The 17,235-nt window shown below is 69.8% G+C and carries 17 protein-coding genes and 1 tRNA gene; 14 read left to right on the top strand and 4 right to left on the bottom strand.

The features are described from left to right. Positions 1-151: 151 nt before the first annotated feature. The 14 genes from proB to nrdF all read left to right on the top strand — a co-directional run bounded on the left by proB (position 152) and on the right by nrdF (position 14,651). Complete coding sequence (gene proB, locus QYM41_RS10865) at positions 152-1,405, top strand: glutamate 5-kinase (RefSeq protein ID WP_368799753.1); 1,254 nt, start codon at positions 152-154, stop codon at positions 1,403-1,405. Further along, complete coding sequence (locus QYM41_RS10860) at positions 1,402-2,760, top strand: glutamate-5-semialdehyde dehydrogenase (RefSeq protein WP_368799752.1); 1,359 nt, start codon at positions 1,402-1,404, stop codon at positions 2,758-2,760. The genes proB and QYM41_RS10860 overlap by 4 nt, the downstream gene beginning before the upstream one ends. Before the next feature lie 119 nt (positions 2,761-2,879). Further along, complete coding sequence (locus QYM41_RS10855) at positions 2,880-3,128, top strand: hypothetical protein (RefSeq protein WP_368799751.1); 249 nt, start codon at positions 2,880-2,882, stop codon at positions 3,126-3,128. A gap of 121 nt (positions 3,129-3,249) precedes the next feature. Continuing rightward, positions 3,250-3,870 (top strand): nicotinate-nucleotide adenylyltransferase, encoded by a 621-nt coding sequence (gene nadD, locus QYM41_RS10850; protein ID WP_438612589.1) that lies wholly within the window; start codon positions 3,250-3,252, stop codon positions 3,868-3,870. Between the two features lie 503 nt (positions 3,871-4,373). Next, positions 4,374-5,162, top strand: coding sequence for a hypothetical protein (locus tag QYM41_RS10845; RefSeq protein ID WP_368799750.1), 789 nt, complete (start codon positions 4,374-4,376; stop codon positions 5,160-5,162). A gap of 146 nt (positions 5,163-5,308) precedes the next feature. Next, entirely contained in the window at positions 5,309-5,719 is a 411-nt protein-coding gene (gene rsfS / locus QYM41_RS10840) for a ribosome silencing factor (protein WP_368799749.1), read from the top strand. 111 nt (positions 5,720-5,830) lie between these two features. Further along, a tRNA-Ala gene (locus QYM41_RS10835) sits at positions 5,831-5,903 on the top strand. Between the two features lie 349 nt (positions 5,904-6,252). Continuing rightward, on the top strand, positions 6,253-7,470 hold the full coding sequence (fdhA, locus tag QYM41_RS10830; protein ID WP_368799748.1) for a formaldehyde dehydrogenase, glutathione-independent: 1,218 nt from the start codon (positions 6,253-6,255) through the stop codon (positions 7,468-7,470). 108 nt (positions 7,471-7,578) lie between these two features. Next, a complete protein-coding gene (locus tag QYM41_RS10825) occupies positions 7,579-8,649 on the top strand; it encodes an App1 family protein phosphatidate phosphatase (protein WP_368799747.1) in 1,071 nt (356 codons plus the stop codon). Between the two features lie 67 nt (positions 8,650-8,716). Further along, on the top strand, positions 8,717-10,300 hold the full coding sequence (locus tag QYM41_RS10820; protein ID WP_368799746.1) for an aldehyde dehydrogenase family protein: 1,584 nt from the start codon (positions 8,717-8,719) through the stop codon (positions 10,298-10,300). 297 nt (positions 10,301-10,597) lie between these two features. Further along, the gene (gene nrdH / locus QYM41_RS10815) at positions 10,598-10,834 is read left to right on the top strand and encodes a glutaredoxin-like protein NrdH (protein ID WP_298585041.1); all 237 of its coding nucleotides are present in this window, start codon (positions 10,598-10,600) and stop codon (positions 10,832-10,834) included. Between the two features lie 72 nt (positions 10,835-10,906). Beyond that, complete coding sequence (nrdI, locus tag QYM41_RS10810) at positions 10,907-11,404, top strand: class Ib ribonucleoside-diphosphate reductase assembly flavoprotein NrdI (protein ID WP_368799745.1); 498 nt, start codon at positions 10,907-10,909, stop codon at positions 11,402-11,404. Beyond that, the gene (gene nrdE / locus QYM41_RS10805; RefSeq protein WP_368799744.1) at positions 11,401-13,560 is read left to right on the top strand and encodes a class 1b ribonucleoside-diphosphate reductase subunit alpha; all 2,160 of its coding nucleotides are present in this window, start codon (positions 11,401-11,403) and stop codon (positions 13,558-13,560) included. Before nrdI ends, nrdE begins: the two co-directional genes overlap by 4 nt. A gap of 92 nt (positions 13,561-13,652) precedes the next feature. Beyond that, positions 13,653-14,651: a class 1b ribonucleoside-diphosphate reductase subunit beta gene (gene nrdF / locus QYM41_RS10800; RefSeq protein ID WP_368799743.1), complete on the top strand. Its 999-nt coding sequence runs from the start codon at positions 13,653-13,655 to the stop codon at positions 14,649-14,651. Between the two features lie 379 nt (positions 14,652-15,030). Here nrdF and QYM41_RS10795 read toward each other — a convergent pair whose 3' ends face one another. The 4 genes from QYM41_RS10795 to QYM41_RS10780 form a co-directional block, all read right to left on the bottom strand. Next, the gene (locus QYM41_RS10795) at positions 15,031-15,273 is read right to left on the bottom strand and encodes a hypothetical protein (protein WP_368799742.1); all 243 of its coding nucleotides are present in this window, start codon (positions 15,271-15,273) and stop codon (positions 15,031-15,033) included. Next, entirely contained in the window at positions 15,270-15,617 is a 348-nt protein-coding gene (locus QYM41_RS10790; RefSeq protein ID WP_368799741.1) for a hypothetical protein, read from the bottom strand. Before QYM41_RS10790 ends, QYM41_RS10795 begins: the two co-directional genes overlap by 4 nt. Before the next feature lie 265 nt (positions 15,618-15,882). Then, positions 15,883-16,194 (bottom strand): 4a-hydroxytetrahydrobiopterin dehydratase, encoded by a 312-nt coding sequence (locus QYM41_RS10785; RefSeq protein ID WP_368799740.1) that lies wholly within the window; start codon positions 16,192-16,194, stop codon positions 15,883-15,885. 382 nt (positions 16,195-16,576) lie between these two features. After that, complete coding sequence (locus tag QYM41_RS10780; protein WP_368799820.1) at positions 16,577-17,206, bottom strand: dihydrofolate reductase family protein; 630 nt, start codon at positions 17,204-17,206, stop codon at positions 16,577-16,579. Between the last annotated feature and the right edge of the window lie 29 nt (positions 17,207-17,235).

The following is a 17,235-nucleotide window of genomic DNA, read 5'->3' as shown; positions in this document are numbered from 1 at the left end:
ACGACCAGCCCGACACACAGGCCGACCCGACACACCGACCGACCCGACGAACGACAGGGCCGACGTCGGACCGACCTGACACACCGACCGACCCGACGAACGACTGACCCGACACACCGACGACGCCCACCGGACGAGGGAGACGCCCAGGATGAACGAGCAGACGAATGAGATCGACGTCGAGCAGCTCGAGGAGGTCGCGGAGAAGTCCGCGGTCCAGCTGAGCAGCGAGAACCGCGGCAAGAACCGGCGCAGCCCCATCGAGCGCCGCGAGGACATCCCGCGCGCCCACCGCGTGGTGGTCAAGGTCGGCTCGTCCTCGCTGACGTCCATCGAGAGCTCGATCGACGAGCAGGCCGTGCGGATGATCGTGGACGCCCTCGGCGAGACGAAGGCCCGCGGCATCGAGCTCGTGTTCGTGTCCTCGGGCGCCATCACCGCCGGCCTGGCGCCCCTGGGCCTGTCGCGGCGGCCCAAGAACCTCGCCGGCAAGCAGGCGGCCGCCGCGGTGGGCCAGGGCCTGCTGATGGGCCGCTACATCGAGTCCTTCGCCCGCTACGGCGTGACCGTGGGCCAGGTCCTGGTCACCGCGGAGGACCTGATGCGGCGCAGCCACTACAAGAACACGCACCGCCAGATCGAGCGGCTCCTGGACTTCGGCGTGCTCCCGATCGTCAACGAGAACGACGCCGTCTCCAGCCAGGAGATCAAGTTCGGCGACAACGACCGGATCGCCGCGCTGATCGCCCACCTCATCAAGGCGGACGTGCTGCTGCTGCTCTCCGACGTGGACGCCCTCTACACCATGGACCCCCGCAAGGGCGGGGAGCGGATCCCCGTGGTCAACGACCCCATCAAGGACCTCGAGGGCGTGCAGATCGGTTCCGTCGGCGCGGCGGGCGTGGGCTCCGGGGGCATGGTCACCAAGGTCCAGGCCGCCCGCATCGCGGCGGCCTCGGGCATCCCCGCGCTCGTCACCTCGGCGCAGAACATCACCCGCGCCCTGGACGGCGAGGACGTCGGCACCTGGTTCGCGACCTCCGGCGGACGGCGCAACGTGCGCCTGCTGTGGCTGGCCCACCTCGCGGACATCAAGGGCTCCCTGACCCTGGACAAGGGCGCCGTGGCCGCGATCCGGGACCGCAACTCCCTGCTGGCCGCCGGGGTGACCGGGGTGTCCGGCACCTTCGAGGCGGGCGAGCCCGTCTCCCTGCGGGACCCGGAGGGCAAGGAGGTCGCGCACGGGCTGAGCAACTACTCCTCGGACGAGATCCCGCCCATGCTCGGCAAGTCCACCTCCGTGCTGGCGGACGAGCTCGGGGACGACTACAGCCGGGAGCTCGTGCACGTCGACAACCTGGTGGTCCTGCGCGCCCGCGGCGCACGGACTAAACTGAAGAAATGACTTCCGCCGCACACGATTCCGTGACCACCGACGAAGCCACCCGCACGACCGACAAGGCGGTCGTGTCCGACACCGGCGTCATCGCCACCTTCGGTGAGGACCCCGTCGCCGGCGTCGCCGCGATGGCCGACGACGCCCGGGACTCCGCCCGCGTCCTCGGCCGCGCCAACCGGGCCTGGAAGGACCGGGCGCTGCTCGCGATCGCCGACCGCATCGAGCGCAAGCAGGACGTGGTGCTCGCCGCCAACGCCAAGGACCTGGAGCGCGGCCGCGTGAACGGGACCTCCACGGCCCTCTTGGACCGGCTCAAGCTGGACGCCGCCCGGATCACCGGCCTGGCCGACAGCCTGCGCGAGCTGGCCGCCCTGCCCGACCCCGTGGGCGGGTTCGTCCGCGGCTCCACGCTGCCGAACGGCCTGCGGATGCGCCAGGTGCGCGTGCCGATGGGCGTGGTCGGGGCCATCTATGAGGCCCGTCCCAACGTCACCGTGGACATCGCCGGCATCGCCCTGAAGTCCGGCAACGCCGTCCTGCTGCGCGGCGGCTCGGCCGCGGAGGAGAGCAACCGGGCCCTGGTGGGCATCATCCGGGACTCCCTCGCCGACGTGAAGCTGCCCGTGGACTGCGTCCAGAGCGTCGACGAGTACGGCCGCGAGGGCGCGAACGCGCTCATGGCGGCCCGCGGGAAGGTCGACGTCCTGATCCCGCGCGGCGGGCACGGGCTGATCCAGTCCGTGGTGCAGAACGCCAAGGTCCCCGTCATCGAGACCGGTGAGGGCAACGTCCACCTCTTCGTTGACCACTCGGCGTCGAAGGACATGGCCGTGGACGTGGTGGTCAACTCCAAGACCCACCGCACGAGCACCTGCAACACCACGGAGACCCTCCTGCTGCACAGCGGGTTCGAGCACGGCGCCGCGGTGCTCGCCGCCCTGGACCGGGCCGGCGTCACGCTGCACGTCGACGAGCGGGCCGAGGCCATGCTCCCCGCGGGCAGCCACCACCTGCGCGCCACCGACGAGGACTGGGGCACCGAGTACCTGTCCATGGACCTCGCCGTGCGGGTGGTCGACACCCTGGACGAGGCCCTCCAGCACATCGACCGGTGGTCCACCCGGCACACGGAGGCGATCGTGACCAACGACCTCGCGTCCGCCGAGCGGTTCGTCGCCGAGATCGACGCCGCCGCGGTCATGGTGAACGCCTCCACCCGGTTCACCGACGGCGGCCAGCTCGGCCTGGGCGCCGAGATCGGCATCTCCACCCAGAAGATGCACGCCCGGGGGCCCATGGGCCTGGAGGAGCTGACCACCACGAAGTGGATCGTCCAGGGCGACGGGCACGTGCGCGCCTGAGCGCCGCGCGCGGCGGGCCCGCCGCGGATTCAGTACGATGAGAACCGCCCGGGCCCGCCGGCGGCACGGGCCGCCCACCGACCACCCCCGCCGCCCCGTCGGCGCCAGAAGGGATCCCCATGTTCCAGCAGACCGTCATCACCGTCCTCGCCGCTGCCGAGGGCGGGCACGCCGCAGCCGAGCCCGGAATCCCCGCGTGGGTCTGGGGAGCCTCCATCTTCGCCGTGCTCATCGGTCTCCTGGTCGTGACGCTGTCCTACGCGAACCGGGGCCTCAGCCCGGAGGCCGGCCAGCACGAGGACCCCGCCGACCTCCCCGCGGACGAGCGCGCCATGCTCGACGAGTACGCCGCCAAGCGCCACGGCTGAGCCGGGGAACCCCACCGTCGTGACGACCGCTTCGCAGGACACCGCCGCCCGGGCCCGCGACCTGCCCCTGGCGGGCACGGACGTCCCGCCACGGAGGCCGGGCCGCACCAGGCTCGGCGTGATGGGCGGGACCTTCGACCCGATCCACCACGGCCACCTCGTGGCCGCGTCCGAGGTGGCGGGCGAGTTCGACCTCGACGAGGTCGTGTTCGTGCCCACCGGGCACCCCTGGCAGAAGGCGGCCGGGGCGGTGAGCCCGGCCGAGCACCGCTACCTCATGACGGTGATCGCCACGGCCTCCAACCCGCGGTTCACCGTCAGCCGGGTGGACATCGAGCGCGACGGTCCCACCTTCACGGTCGACACCCTGCGGGACCTGAAGCGTCAGCGCCCGGAGGCGGACCTGTTCTTCATCACGGGCGCGGACGTCATGGCGGAGATCCTGACCTGGAAGGGCGCGGAGGAGCTGTGGCAGCTCGCCCACTTCGTCGGCGTCACCCGTCCGGGGCACGACCTGGCCGCGCCCGTCGGGTCCAGCGGCGTGAACCTGCTCGAGGTGCCCGCGATGGCCATCTCCTCCACGGACTGCCGCGCCCGCGTGGCTGAGCACAAGCCCGTCTGGTACCTCGTGCCGGACGGCGTGGTGCAGTACATCCACAAGTACGGCCTCTACCGCGGGCCCGGGGACGGCGCGGAGACGGACCATGTCGGCGTCCGCGGCGCCTCGACGAGGGCGCCCTGATGGCGGGGGAGGACGACCTGCGGGGCGCTGCGGGGCCGACGGGCCGCCCGGACGAGACGTCCCGGGCACCTGCCGACGCGGTGCAGGCCGCCCCGGCACCTGCCGACGCGGGGCCCAGCGCCCCAGCACCTGCCGACGCGGTGCAGGCCGCCCCGGCACCTGCCGACGCGGGGCCCAGCGCCCCAGCACCTGCCAAGGCGGGGCAGGCCGGCCCGGCACCTGCCGACGCGGGGTCCGGCACCCCGGCACCCTCGGGCCCGGCGACCTCGGGCCCGGCCCCGGAGCCCACGGACCCGGCACCGGGTGTGGAGCGCGGGGACGACGACCCGCGGCACACCCCGGTGCAGGAGGCCGACCCGGCCGAGGGACAGCCGACCGCCTCCATGGACCCTGCCTCCGGTGCCGAGCCCCGAGCGGCCGACCCCGGAGCCGGAGCCCCGTGGGGACTCCCCGGACCGGCTCCGGTCATCGATCTCGGTGCGGACGCGGTGCCGGTCCGGCCCGTGAAGCCTCTCGGCCCGCGGCGTCTGGCCCGCCTGCAGCGTGAGCTGGCCGAGCGCGCCCGGGAGGTCGAGGCCTCCGGCGGCGGCGCGGCGGACCCCGAGCTGCTCGAGAAGCAGCGCCGGTTCGCGGAGCTCGCGGCCCAGGCGGAGGCCGGCCAGGCCGATTCGGGCGCGGCAATGCGTGAACCGGTCGCACCGGCGCCCGCACCATCACCGCCCGCACCGCCACCTGCTGGACCGCCCGCCGCGGAACCGCCGCAGGAGCGGCTCGAGCAGATCACGGTCGTGTTCCCCGGGGGCAGCGGGGCCGGCGGCCCGGACGGGCACGTGTCCCACGACCCGGTCCACGTCGATCCGGCCCTGTTCAGCAACCGTCTCGCCCCGGAGGACCTGGCGGCGCTCACGCACATCGAGATCGTCCCGTCCGGGCGTGCCGAGCACCTCGGCTCCCACACGGCCGCCCCCGTCCCGGACCACGGGGCGGGGGAGGCCGCCGGGAGCGGGGCGGCTGCCGCGCCGCCCCCGGTCGCGGACGCCGACACCCCGGGGGAGGCCGACGACCCACCCGGAGCCGCCGCCGGGACGTCGGACCCGTCAGCGGTCCCCGCGGGCGCCGGACCGGAGACCGAGGAGGAGCCGCCGGCCCCTCCCGTTCCGGCGGGCACCGCTCAGGGGCTCGAGCTGCTGGAGCCGCGGGAGTACCGGCGCCGCTCGGGCGCCGCCCGGTGGGTCCTGCTGCTCGCGGTGCTCGCGGCCCTCGCCGTCGTGCTCGTGCTGTTCGTGCTCTGAGCGCCCCACCCGCCGATCCGCAGCCCCCGCAGCGGCACCGTTCGTCCTTGCACCACTCGTTCCTGCACCACTCGTTCCTGCACCACTCGTCCACTCCATCCGTCCCTGCGGGACGGGACCTCCGGTTCGCCGGGAAAGGATCCTTCTTGACTGTCAACGATCTCTCCCTCTCCATCCTCCGCGTCGCGGCCGCCGCGGCCGACGCCAAGCAGGCCCACGACATCGTGGCCCTCGACGTCAGCGAGGCGCTCGGCATCACCGACGCGTTCCTCGTCGCCTCCGCCTCCAACGAGCGCCTCGTCAACGCCGTGGTCGACGAGATCGAGGAGAAGCTGGTGGAACAGCTCCAGCTGCGCCCGATCCGCCGCGAGGGCCGCTCCGAGGGGCGCTGGGTGCTCCTGGACTACGGCGACGTGGTGATCCACGTCCAGCACGACGAGGACCGGGCCTTCTACGCCCTCGAGCGGCTGTGGCGGGACAGCCCCGTGGTCGACCTCGGGACGGTCACGGACCGGGCCGCGCCGGAGGCCGCCACCGACGATTTGCCTGGAGCCTGATCGGCTGTCTACTATGAATGCGTTGCCCAGCGAGGTGCTGGATCAACCGGAAGCGGGTGACCCACAAGGACACCTCCGAGGTTGTGATAGTGTCTCTCGAGGCAACGACCTGGGGCTGTGGCGCAGCTGGTAGCGCATTTGCATGGCATGCAAAGGGTCAGGGGTTCGAGTCCCCTCAGCTCCACCCGAACGGAAGAGCCCGTTCCGCACCACGCGGAACGGGCTCTTCTGCGTTTTCTCCTCCTGGCCCAGTTCTCCTGGTCGAGTCGGCCGGGCCGCGCCATCCCGGCCGACCCTTCCCGGCCGACCCCTCCCAGCCGCGTATTCCCAGCCACCATCCCTTCCGCTCGTTGACGCGTCCTGTTAGCGTCAGCACCACCGGCGGCCGCTCTCCGTGACCAGGGTCACAGCGAGGACAGGGTCACAGCGAGGACAGGGTCACAGCGTGACGAGTTCCGTCGGCGACGAGGGCGTCCACGGTGGCGGTCCACCGTGGAGGTCCGTGACGGACATCCACCACGGAAGAGGTCAAGATGGCAGGCAACAGAGCGGTCGCCTACAAGGGTCCTGGCAAGGTCGAGGTCATCGACACCCCGTATCCCGAGTTCGAGCTCAAGGACGCGCCCGGGATCAACGAGGCCAACATCGGCCGGAAGGTCCCGCACGGGGTCATCCTCCGGACCGTGAGCACGAACATCTGCGGCTCGGACCAGCACATGGTGCGCGGGCGCACCACCGCCCCGACGGACCTGGTCCTCGGGCACGAGATCACGGGTGAGGTCGTCGAGTGCGGCCCGGACGTCGAGTTCATCAAGGTCGGGGACATCGTCTCCGTCCCCTTCAACATCTCCTGCGGGCGGTGCCGCAACTGCAAGGAGCGCAAGACCGGCATCTGCCTCAACGTGAACCCGGACCGGCCGGGATCCGCCTACGGCTACGTGGACATGGGCGGCTGGGTCGGCGGGCAGGCCGAGTACGTGCTGGTGCCCTACGCCGACTGGAACCTGCTGAAGTTCCCGGACCGGGACCAGGCCCTGGAGAAGATCATGGACCTCACCATGCTCTCCGACATCCTGCCCACCGGCTACCACGGCGTGGTCACGGCCGGGGTGGGCGTGGGCTCCACCGTCTACATCGCCGGCGCCGGGCCGGTGGGACTGGCCGCGGCGGCCTCGGCGCACCTGCTGGGGGCCGCGGTGGTCATCGTGGGGGACATGAACGAGCAGCGCCTGGCCCAGGCGCGCAGCTTCGGCTGCGAGACCGTGGACGTCTCCAAGGGCTCGCCCGCCGAGCAGATCGAGCAGATCCTCGGCGTCCCGGAGGTCGACTGCGGCGTGGACGCCGTCGGCTTCGAGGCGCGCGGCCACGGGAAGGACTCCTCCCACGAGGCCCCGGCCACCGTGCTCAACTCGCTCATGGACATCACCGCCGCCGGCGGGGCGCTGGGCATCCCCGGCCTGTACGTCACCGGGGACCCCGGGGCCGTCGACGACGCGGCCAAGAAGGGCTCCCTGTCGATCAGCCTCGGCACCGGATGGGCGAAGTCCCTGGCCTTCACCACGGGCCAGTGCCCGGTGATGAAGTACAACCGGCAGCTGATGATGGCGATCCTGCACGACAAGATCCAGATCGCCAAGGCCGTCAACGCCAAGGCGATCCCGCTGGAGGAGGCGCCGCAGGGCTACGCCGAGTTCGACGCCGGGGCCGCCACCAAGTACGTGCTCAACCCCAACGGCTACATCAAGAACTGACCGGCCCGACCCGAGCGCCCGCCGGGGTGGAACGGACCGAACGACCGGTCCGCCCGACCCCGGCGGGCGCCGCCGCGCCCAGGGTCCGCCCTGTGGAACACTGGGCGCATGGCCAAGAAATCCAGCAACTCGGAGCTCATGCAGACCGTCGACCAGGTCACCGAGGAAGCCATCAACGTGGGCTACCGGCTCGAGCAGCGGCTCCACCGGTTCCGGCAGCGCCGGGCCGAGGCCCGGGGGGACGTCCCCGTGATGGTGGCCTTCGAGGGGTACGGCTCCGAGCAGCACGTCCGGGTCCTCGGCCGGGCCCTGCTGAAGACGCGGGGACTCATCGAGTCCACCGACGAGAGCGCCGAGTCCATCCGGGGCTGGCGCTCGTTCACCTCGGTGCCGATTGCCTTCGCGCACGTCAACGTCTGGATCGACGAGTTCGAGTTCCACCTGGTGGCGGACAAGGGCGGCGTGGTCGACGTCGACCTGCAGGTGTCCCTCTCCCCGGGGGAGCACACGGTGTGGATGCAGACGGAGGGCTCCGAGACGGTCGAGTCCCGCGTGTTCATCGTCGCGGACGAGCAGCGGATCGGCGTGGTCTCCGACGTCGACGACACCGTCATGGTCACGGCCCTGCCGCGGCCCCTCCTGGCCGCCTGGAACTCGTTCGTGCTCAACGAGCACGCGCGCACCCCCACGCCCGGCATGGCGGTCATGATGGACCGGCTGCTCCACCGCCACCACGAGGCGCCGTTCCTCTACCTCTCCACGGGGGCCTGGAACGTGGCGCCGACCCTGCGCCGCTTCCTCACGCGCAATGCGTACCCGGCCGGGGCCCTGCTGCTCACGGACTGGGGCCCCACCACGGACCGGTGGTTCCGGGCTGGGGCCGCGCACAAGGTGCAGAACCTGGAGCGGCTGGCGCGGAACTTCCCCCACGTCCGCTGGATCCTCATCGGGGACGACGGCCAGCACGACCCGGAGATCTACAGCGGCTTCGTCAACAGGTACCCCGAGCACGTGGCCGCGATCGTGATCCGCAACCTGTCCCCGGCGGAGGCCGTGCTGGCCGGCACGCCCCTGGTCAACGAGGAGCGGCGGGTGACCGTCCCCGAGGGCACCCTGTGGATCGAGGGCAACGACGGCGCCTCGATCTCGCGCCGGCTCGCGGAGCACGGTCTGCTCTGAGCCGCACCGGCGGACGGCCCGGACGCGCGCGTGCTGCGGCGTCCGAGCCCGCCCCTACTCTGGAGCCATGACCAGGACTCCGAACACCTTCCGCGCCCCCGGCCCGCCGCTGCCTCCTGCGGGCGACCCCGCGGACCACGAGCCGGGCGCCGACGCCGCCGACGCCGACGCCACCACTGCCGCCGCCAGGACGTCCACAGCCGCCGTCGACGCCGTCGACCCCTCCGTGATCGCCGCGGCCGTCGACGCCGCTGTCCACCGGGCCCGGGCGGCCTTCGTCCCCGACCTCGACCTCGACACCCGGCTGGACCGGCTGCACCGGCTGGAGGACCTCGTGCGGGAGAACCGCTCGGTGCTGGAGGAGGCCCTGGCCGCCGATCTCGGCAAGCCCCCGGCGGAGGCGTGGCTGACCGAGCTCGGCTTCAGCCTCGACGAGATCGCCGGGATCCGCCGGGAGCTCGGCCGCTGGATGACCCCGGCGCGGATCCCCGTCCCGCTGAGCCTGGCCCCGGCCCGGTCCCGGGTGGAGCACCAGCCGCTCGGGACCGTGCTCGTGATGGCGCCGTGGAACTATCCCGTCCAGCTGGTCCTGAGTCCGCTGGCGGGGGCGCTGGCCGCCGGCAACACCGTCGTCGTCAAACCCTCCGAGGTCTCCGCGACCGTGTCCGGGGTGCTGGCGGAGCTGCTCGAGCGCTACCTCGGGGACTGCGTGAGCGTGGTCGAGGGAGGCGTGCCGGAGACCACGCGGCTGCTCGAGCACCGCTTCGACCACGTCTTCTACACCGGCAACGGGACGGTCGCGCGGGTCGTGATGGCTGCGGCCGCCCGGCACCTGACGCCGGTCACCCTCGAACTGGGCGGGAAGTCGCCGGCCTGGGTGGACGGCTCGACCGACCTGCGGACCGCCGCGCGGCGGATCGTGTGGGGCAAGTTCCTCAACGCGGGCCAGACCTGTGTGGCCCCGGACCACGTGCTGGGCACCCCGGAGACGCTCGCCGCCCTGGAACCGGAGCTCGTGCGCGCGGTGGAGGAGCACTACGGCCCGGACCCGCGCCGCAGCGACTCCTACGGGCGGATCGTCACCGACCGCCATCTCGACCGGCTGACCGGGCTCCTGGACCAGGTCCCGGCCGAGGACATGGTCTGCGGCGGGACGGCCGAGCCGGGGGAGCGGTACCTCGCGCCCACGGTGGTGCGCTCCGCCCCGGACGGCCCGCTGATGGCCGAAGAGCTGTTCGGGCCCGTCCTGCCCCTGGTGCCGGTCGCCTCGGCCGAGCACGCCGTGGAGCTGATCAGCAGCCGGGACAAGCCGCTGGCCCTCTACGTGTTCACCGAGGAGCGGACGGTCAAGGAGCTGTTCCGCCGCCGGACGTCCTCCGGCGGCCTGTCCTTCAACGCCCCGCTGCTGCACCTCACCAGCCCCCGGCTGCCGTTCGGCGGCGTGGGGGAGAGCGGAACCGGCGCGTACCACGGGAAGTTCTCGTTCACCACGTTCTCCCACGCGCGCGCGGTCCTCGACAAACCGCTCGCCCCCGACACCCTGCGGGTCGTCTACCCGCCCTACCGGGGTCTGCGCGGCCGGCTGGCCGCCGCGGCGGTCGGGCTGCGCCGGACCCGCCGCCGGACCCGACACGCCGTGTCAGAAAATTAATCCTGTCCACCGCCCGGAGGTCCCGCGGTGCGCACAGCCTGTGCACAACGGGACCCCGGCGGCGGAAATCCGCGACCGTCCGCGGAGGTCCCTGTGGATGGACGGGAGTCGTTCTGGGGATAGCGAGAAAGGAGCTGTGGACAACCCTCACCACTGCATCTAGGGGTCGCTTCCCCTTCCTGGCACTAGATGTAGTATTGAAATCAGCCACCCGGAGAGACCCCTTCACCGCCGCAGAGTCTGCGGAAGTCCCGGATCTCCCCCGCACACCACCCGACCGACCAAGGGGAAACAGCGATGTCCGTGACCGTGTACAGCAAGCCGTCCTGCGTCCAGTGCAATGCCACGTACCGGGCCCTGACCAAGAAGGGCATCGAGTACAACGTCGTCGACGTCACCGAGGACGAGGCGGCCCTGGCGCACGTCCTGGCCCTCGGCTACCAGCAGGTCCCGGTCGTCGAGACCGCGACCGAGCACTGGTCCGGCTACCGTCCGGACAAGATCACCTCCCTGGCCGTCCTCCTCACGGCCTGAGGCCGGCGCGCCGCCCGCTTCCCCGCGGCGCCCGACCACCCCACCTACGACCCCTCCCGGAGCGCGGAAGCAATGAGCACGTACCACCCCGGCACCCGTCCCGGGACCGCTCAGCAGGACCACGGCGGCACCGCCGCGGCACCGGACCGACACGCCCCACTGGTGGTCTACTTCTCCTCGGTCTCCAACAACACGCACCGCTTCGTCGAGAAGCTCGACGCCCGCGTGCTGCGCCTTCCTCTTCTGACCGGGGAGGAGCCCCCCGAGATCACCGAGCCCTTCGTGCTGGTCGCCCCGACGTACGGGCGGCCCAACGGCAGCGGGGCCGTCCCGCCGCAGGTCGTGAAGTTCCTCAACAAGGAGACCAACCGGCGGTTCCTGCGCGGCGTCATCGGCGCGGGCAACACCAATTTCGGGCCGGCGTTCTGCCTGGCCGCGGACAAGATCGCGGCCAAGTGCGACGTGCCCGTTCTCTACAAGTTCGAACTCATGGGCACCCCCGAGGACGTCCACGAGGTCAATCAAGGATTGGAACAGTTTTGGCGACAATTTCCGCAGCTCCGGGCGTGAGCGTCGAGCCCGGCCACGAGGACACGCGCGTCCCGGAGAAGTACCGGGGCCTGGGCTACCACGAGCTCAACGCCCTGCTGAACCTGTACGACGCCGACGGCAACATCCAGTTCGACGCCGACCGGCAGGCCGCGCGGCAGTACTTCCTGCAGCACGTGAACAACAACACGGTCTTCTTCCACGACCTCGAGGAGAAGCTCGACTACCTGGTCTCGCACCAGTACTACGAGCCGGAGGTGCTCGCGAAGTACAGCATGGAGTTCGTCAAGGAGCTCTCCAAGCTGGCCTATTCCCGGAAGTTCCGCTTCGAGACCTTCCTGGGTGCGTTCAAGTTCTACACCTCCTACACGCTGAAGACCTTCGACGGCCAGCGCTACCTCGAGCGCTTCGAGGACCGCGTGGTCATGGTCTCGCTCTACCTCGCCGACGGCGACGAGAAGCTCGCCACGCAGCTGGTCGAGGAGATCATCGCGGGCCGCTTCCAGCCGGCGACCCCCACGTTCCTCAACGCGGGCAAGCAGCAGCGCGGCGAGCTGGTCTCCTGCTTCCTGCTCCGCATCGAGGACAACATGGAGTCCATCGGGCGGTCGATCAACTCCGCGCTGCAGCTGTCCAAGCGCGGCGGCGGCGTGGCGTTCGCCCTCACCAACGTCCGTGAGGCCGGGGCCCCGATCAAGAAGATCGAGAACCAGTCCTCGGGCATCATCCCGATCATGAAGCTGCTGGAGGACTCGTTCTCCTACGCGAACCAGCTGGGTGCCCGGCAGGGAGCGGGCGCGGTGTACCTGCACGCCCACCACCCGGACATCTACAGCTTCCTGGACACGAAGCGGGAGAACGCGGACGAGAAGATCCGGATCAAGACCCTCTCGCTGGGCGTGGTCATCCCGGACATCACGTTCGAGCTGGCCAAGAAGAACCAGGACATGTACCTGTTCTCCCCGTACGACGTGGAGCGGGTCTACGGGATGCCCTTCTCGGACGTCAACGTGACCGAGAAGTACCACGAGATGGTCGCCGACGGCCGGATCACCAAGAAGAAGATCAACGCCCGCGAGTTCTTCCAGACCCTCGCCGAGGTGCAGTTCGAGTCCGGCTACCCGTACGTCATGTTCGAGGACACGGTGAACCGGGCCAACCCGATCGACGGCAAGATCATCATGTCCAACCTGTGCTCCGAGATCCTCCAGGTCTCCGAGCCGTCCACGTACCACGAGGACCTGGGCTACGACGAGGTCGGCAAGGACATCTCCTGCAACCTCGGCTCCCTCAACATCGCGCTGACCATGGAGTCCCCGGACTTCGGGCAGTCGGTGGAGACGGCGATCCGCGGGCTCACCGCGGTCTCGGACATGTCCGACATCACCTCGGTGCCCTCGATCGAGCGCGGCAACCAGATGTCCCACGCCGTGGGTCTCGGGCAGATGAACCTGCACGGCTACCTCGCCAAGGAGCACATCCACTACGGCTCCGAGGAGGGCCTCGACTTCACGAACATCTACTTCTACACGGTCACGTACCACGCGGTCCGCGCGTCGAACGAGATCGCGAAGGAGCGCGGGACGGTGTTCGCCGGCTTCGAGCGGTCCCAGTACGCGTCGGGGGAGTATTTCGCCAAGTACACCGACCGGGACTGGGTCCCGGCCACGGGGCGCGTGCGCCAGCTGTTCGCGGAGGCCGGCGTGCACATCCCCACCCGGGCCGACTGGGAGCAGCTCAAGGCCTCGGTCATGGAGCACGGCATGTACAACCAGAACCTGCAGGCCGTGCCGCCGACCGGCTCGATCTCGTACATCAACAACTCGACGTCGTCGATCCACCCGATCGCCTCGAAGATCGAGATCCGCAAGGAGGGCAAGCTGGGCCGCGTGTACTACCCGGCGCCCTTCATGAACAACGAGAACCTGGAGTACTTCCAGGACGCGTACGAGATCGGCTACGAGAGGATCATCGACACCTACGCCGCGGCCACGCAGCACGTGGACCAGGGACTGTCCCTGACCCTGTTCTTCAAGGACACGGCCACCACCCGGGACATCAACCGGGCGCAGATCTACGCGTGGCGCAAGGGCATCAAGACGATGTACTACTCACGCATCCGCCAGCTGGCGCTGGAGGGCACCGAGGTCGAGGGCTGCGTGTCCTGCATGCTCTGACCACCGGGACCCCGGCGACCACCCACGAAACTCCCCGCGCGCGTCCGCAGGACGCGCGCGGGGGTCCACCCCGTTCGAGGAAGAGACAGATCATGACTCTGGAGAAGAGCGAGAGCATCGACAAGGTGCAGCTGCTCCACCACCAGGCCCAGGCCATCAACTGGAACCGGATCGAGGACCCGAAGGACGACGAGGTCTGGGACCGGCTCACCGCCAACTTCTGGCTGCCCGAGAAGGTGCCGATCTCCAACGACGTCCCTTCCTGGAAGACGCTCACCGCGGAGGAGCAGCGGCTCACCATGCGGGTGTTCACCGGTCTGACGCTGCTGGACACCATCCAGGGCACCGTGGGCGCGGTCTCGCTGATCCCGGACGCCGTCACCCTGCACGAGGAGGCGGTGTACACCAACATCGCGTTCATGGAGTCCGTGCACGCGAAGTCCTACTCCTCCATCTTCTCGACGCTGTCCTCCATGAAGGAGATCGACGACGTCTTCCGCTGGTCCCGGGAGAACCCGCACCTGCAGAAGAAGGCCGAGATCATCATCAAGTACTACAAGGGCGACGACCCGCTGAAGAAGAAGGTGGCCTCGACCCTGCTCGAGTCCTTCCTCTTCTACTCCGGGTTCTACCTGCCCATGTACTGGTCCTCCCGGGCCAAGCTGACGAACACGGCCGACCTGGTCCGCCTGATCATCCGCGACGAGGCCGTGCACGGCTACTACATCGGCTACAAGTTCCAGCGGGCCCTGGCCCAGGAGACCCAGGAGCGCCAGGACGAGCTGAAGCTCTACACCTACGAGCTGCTCGAGGAGCTCTACGAGAACGAGGTGCTCTACACCGAGTCCCTCTACGACGGCGTCGGGTGGACCGAGGACGTCAAGAAGTTCCTGCACTACAACGCCAACAAGGCCCTGAACAACTTGGGCTTCGAGGCGCTCTTCCCGAAGGACATGACGGACGTCTCGGCGGCCATCCTGTCCGCGCTGTCCCCGAACGCCGACGAGAACCACGACTTCTTCTCCGGCTCGGGCTCCTCCTACGTGATCGGCAAGGCCGTGAACACGGAGGACGAGGACTGGGACTTCTGAGCCCGTGTGAGGTCCCGGGCTAGATGGCCAATGCGGCCATAGTTGGCCAAATCGGCAGACTGAGTTGGCCGATGACGGCCTTGTCGGCCAAAGCGTCTCCCGAGGATCAGGGGAGTGCGGTAAGTGCTTGTTGTGGAGCTGGGCGGTTCCCGTATCCCACAGAGAACAGGTGGCCCTGTGGCAACAGGGTCACCCCGATGCGGGGCAGCGGACTCGGTGCCAGGTACGGCTCCAGACAGTACTACCCGTCAGAGTGTCGGACGATTGAAGGCCCGGTCGCTGAGGCGACCGGGCCTTCCTATTTTTAGGCCTCAACTACGAACTATCTGCGGCACTGCTCGAAATCCGCTGATCTGTGATCGGGCCTCTGGTCATTACCTCATGTCGCGCTTTGCACGCTTGGGAACAGTGCTCGACCTAGCAGCTTCACGACCTCGAGCTGAACGCGCTCGTCGTTGAAGATGTGGTCCACCATCTGGCCCTGGTCAGCCTGATTGCGGAACGCCGCGGAGAGCACGGAGTTCTTCAGGCCGGGGCTGACCACGAACTGGGCCTCGGAGTTGTTTTTCGCCTGGGCGACGAGCCGGTCGTCCTGTTGCAAAGAATTCAGTTGCGAGGTCACAAAGTTCTCCCGCACGTCCTTGGAAGGTCCTGACCAAAAATCTCGTTGACCCGGTTCGCGACCTCCTCGAGGGCCACGAGAGTCGGATCCCGGTGCATCCCGGAGCCTACGGCGCTGAGCGGGTTCAGCTCGCAGGCCTCCTCGGACGAGAGCTCGATGGCGGTGGCGGGGCCGCGGGGGAGACTGACGACGTCGAGCAGGTCCACGGTGGACAGGCCGGGGGTCTTTGATCGCTCGTCCTGCTTGGTGACCTCCCACAGCACCCGGTAGAACATGGCGGGTTTGGCGACATCGGTGTCCTCGAAGTCCAGCAGCTGGGAGAGGAAGTCATAGAGGTTGGTCAAGGTCCGCAGGTCCTTGCGGAACAGGTCCCCGAACGTGAGCGTCTTACCGTCTGCCGGCGTGTAGACCAGCTCGGAGAAGCCGCCTTCCTCTGCCGTCCGGCACACATCGGCGCGCCGGCCAGCGCGATCGTCATCCCGGAGGACGGGTCGCCGGTCCTCCACGCAGCCTGATGGAGGCCCGATCACGGGGCGCTTTCCTGATCGCCTCTTGGCGTATCCGCTCGGCGTCTCAACGGTCTATTCGCCCCTGCCCGACGGCGCGGACTCACTCCGCGGTGGCGACCCCGAGGTCCGCGGCGTGGCCGCTGATGGTGCGGGCCAGGTCGATGTCGCGGCTGGTGATCCCGCCGACATCGTGGCTGGAGAGCGTGACGCCGACCTCGGGATAGGTGAGGGTGAGGTCGGGGTGGTGGTTGGCCTCCTCGGCAGAGGCGCCGATGCGGTTCACAAGCTCCAGCCCGGTGGAGAACTTCCGGGTCCTGAAAGTGGCGACGAGAGTCTCACCGGCCTGGCGCCAGCCGGTGAGCCCGGCCTCGGCGACCTCGGTAGCGGACAGCTTCCGTTGGGCATCAGTCATGGTGCCATCATGGCCCCGGCGGGCCGCCGCGGGCCACCCTTAACGGCATCACGCCTCCAGGGTGATGGCGGGGGACTGCCGCACCGATAGGTGACGTTTGACCTATTCGTGCGGCAGTCCCGAACGTTCCTGAGGTCGACTGTCAGGTTTTGGCCAACTGTGTTGAAGCCGGGACACGCTCCTGAGCGCGACAGCACCCCCGGGATTCCGGGGATGCGTATCTGGCCAAGCCGGCCAATTAGGTGGGGTCCTCGCAGCCCGGCCTGATCCACGACCACGACGACGGTCCGGCCCACCCATCGCGGGTGGGCCGGACCGCTGTCGTCACTGCGAGGTCCGGAACCTGCCGGACTCCGACGGTTTCCCTTGGCAGAACCGCGTGTCAGTCAGTCGGCCGCCGTGCCTGCCGCGAGATGTCGACGCCGGTGACCGGGGCGCCGGCGCGCTCGTAGACGAGCGAGACGGATCCCTTCGGGAACGCCCGTGGCGGTCCGACCAGGCTGAAGGCTGCCGGGGCGGTGCGGCCCCCGAAGAGGCGCTTGCCCGATCCCAGGACCAGCGGGTAAAGGATGAGGTTCAGGCGGTCGACCAGGTCGGCCTCGAGCAGGCTCGCGACGAGGTCACCGCTGCCGACGACGTGCACCTCGCCGAAGCGGGCGCGGAGCGGTCGCACCTCGGCGGTGTCCGTCAGCACCGTGGTGCCCTCCCACGACGGGGTGGTCAGCGTGCGGGAGACGACGAACTTCGGGATGGCGTTGAACGTCGCGGCGATCGGGTCGTCATCACCCCGGGCCGGCCAGTAGCCGGCGAAGATGTCGTACGTCCTGCGGCCGAGCAGGAGCGCATCCGTGCGCTCGATCACCGCACTGATCGCGCGGCCGGATTCCCCGTCCACGTACGCTCCCTGCCAGCCGCCGGACTCGAACCCGCCGGTACGGTCCTCGTCCGGTCCTCCCGGTGCCTGATAGACACCGTCGAGAGTGATGAAGAGGTCGACCTGGATCATCCCCACCGCGGTTCCCTCCTGCGAGAGCTTCGGAA

It is taken from the genome of Kocuria oxytropis, assembly GCF_040981195.1.
Lineage (GTDB): Bacteria > Actinomycetota > Actinomycetes > Actinomycetales > Micrococcaceae > Kocuria > Kocuria oxytropis.
Note: the sequence above shows the minus strand (reverse complement) of the source record. Positions and strands in the feature narration are given on the sequence as shown.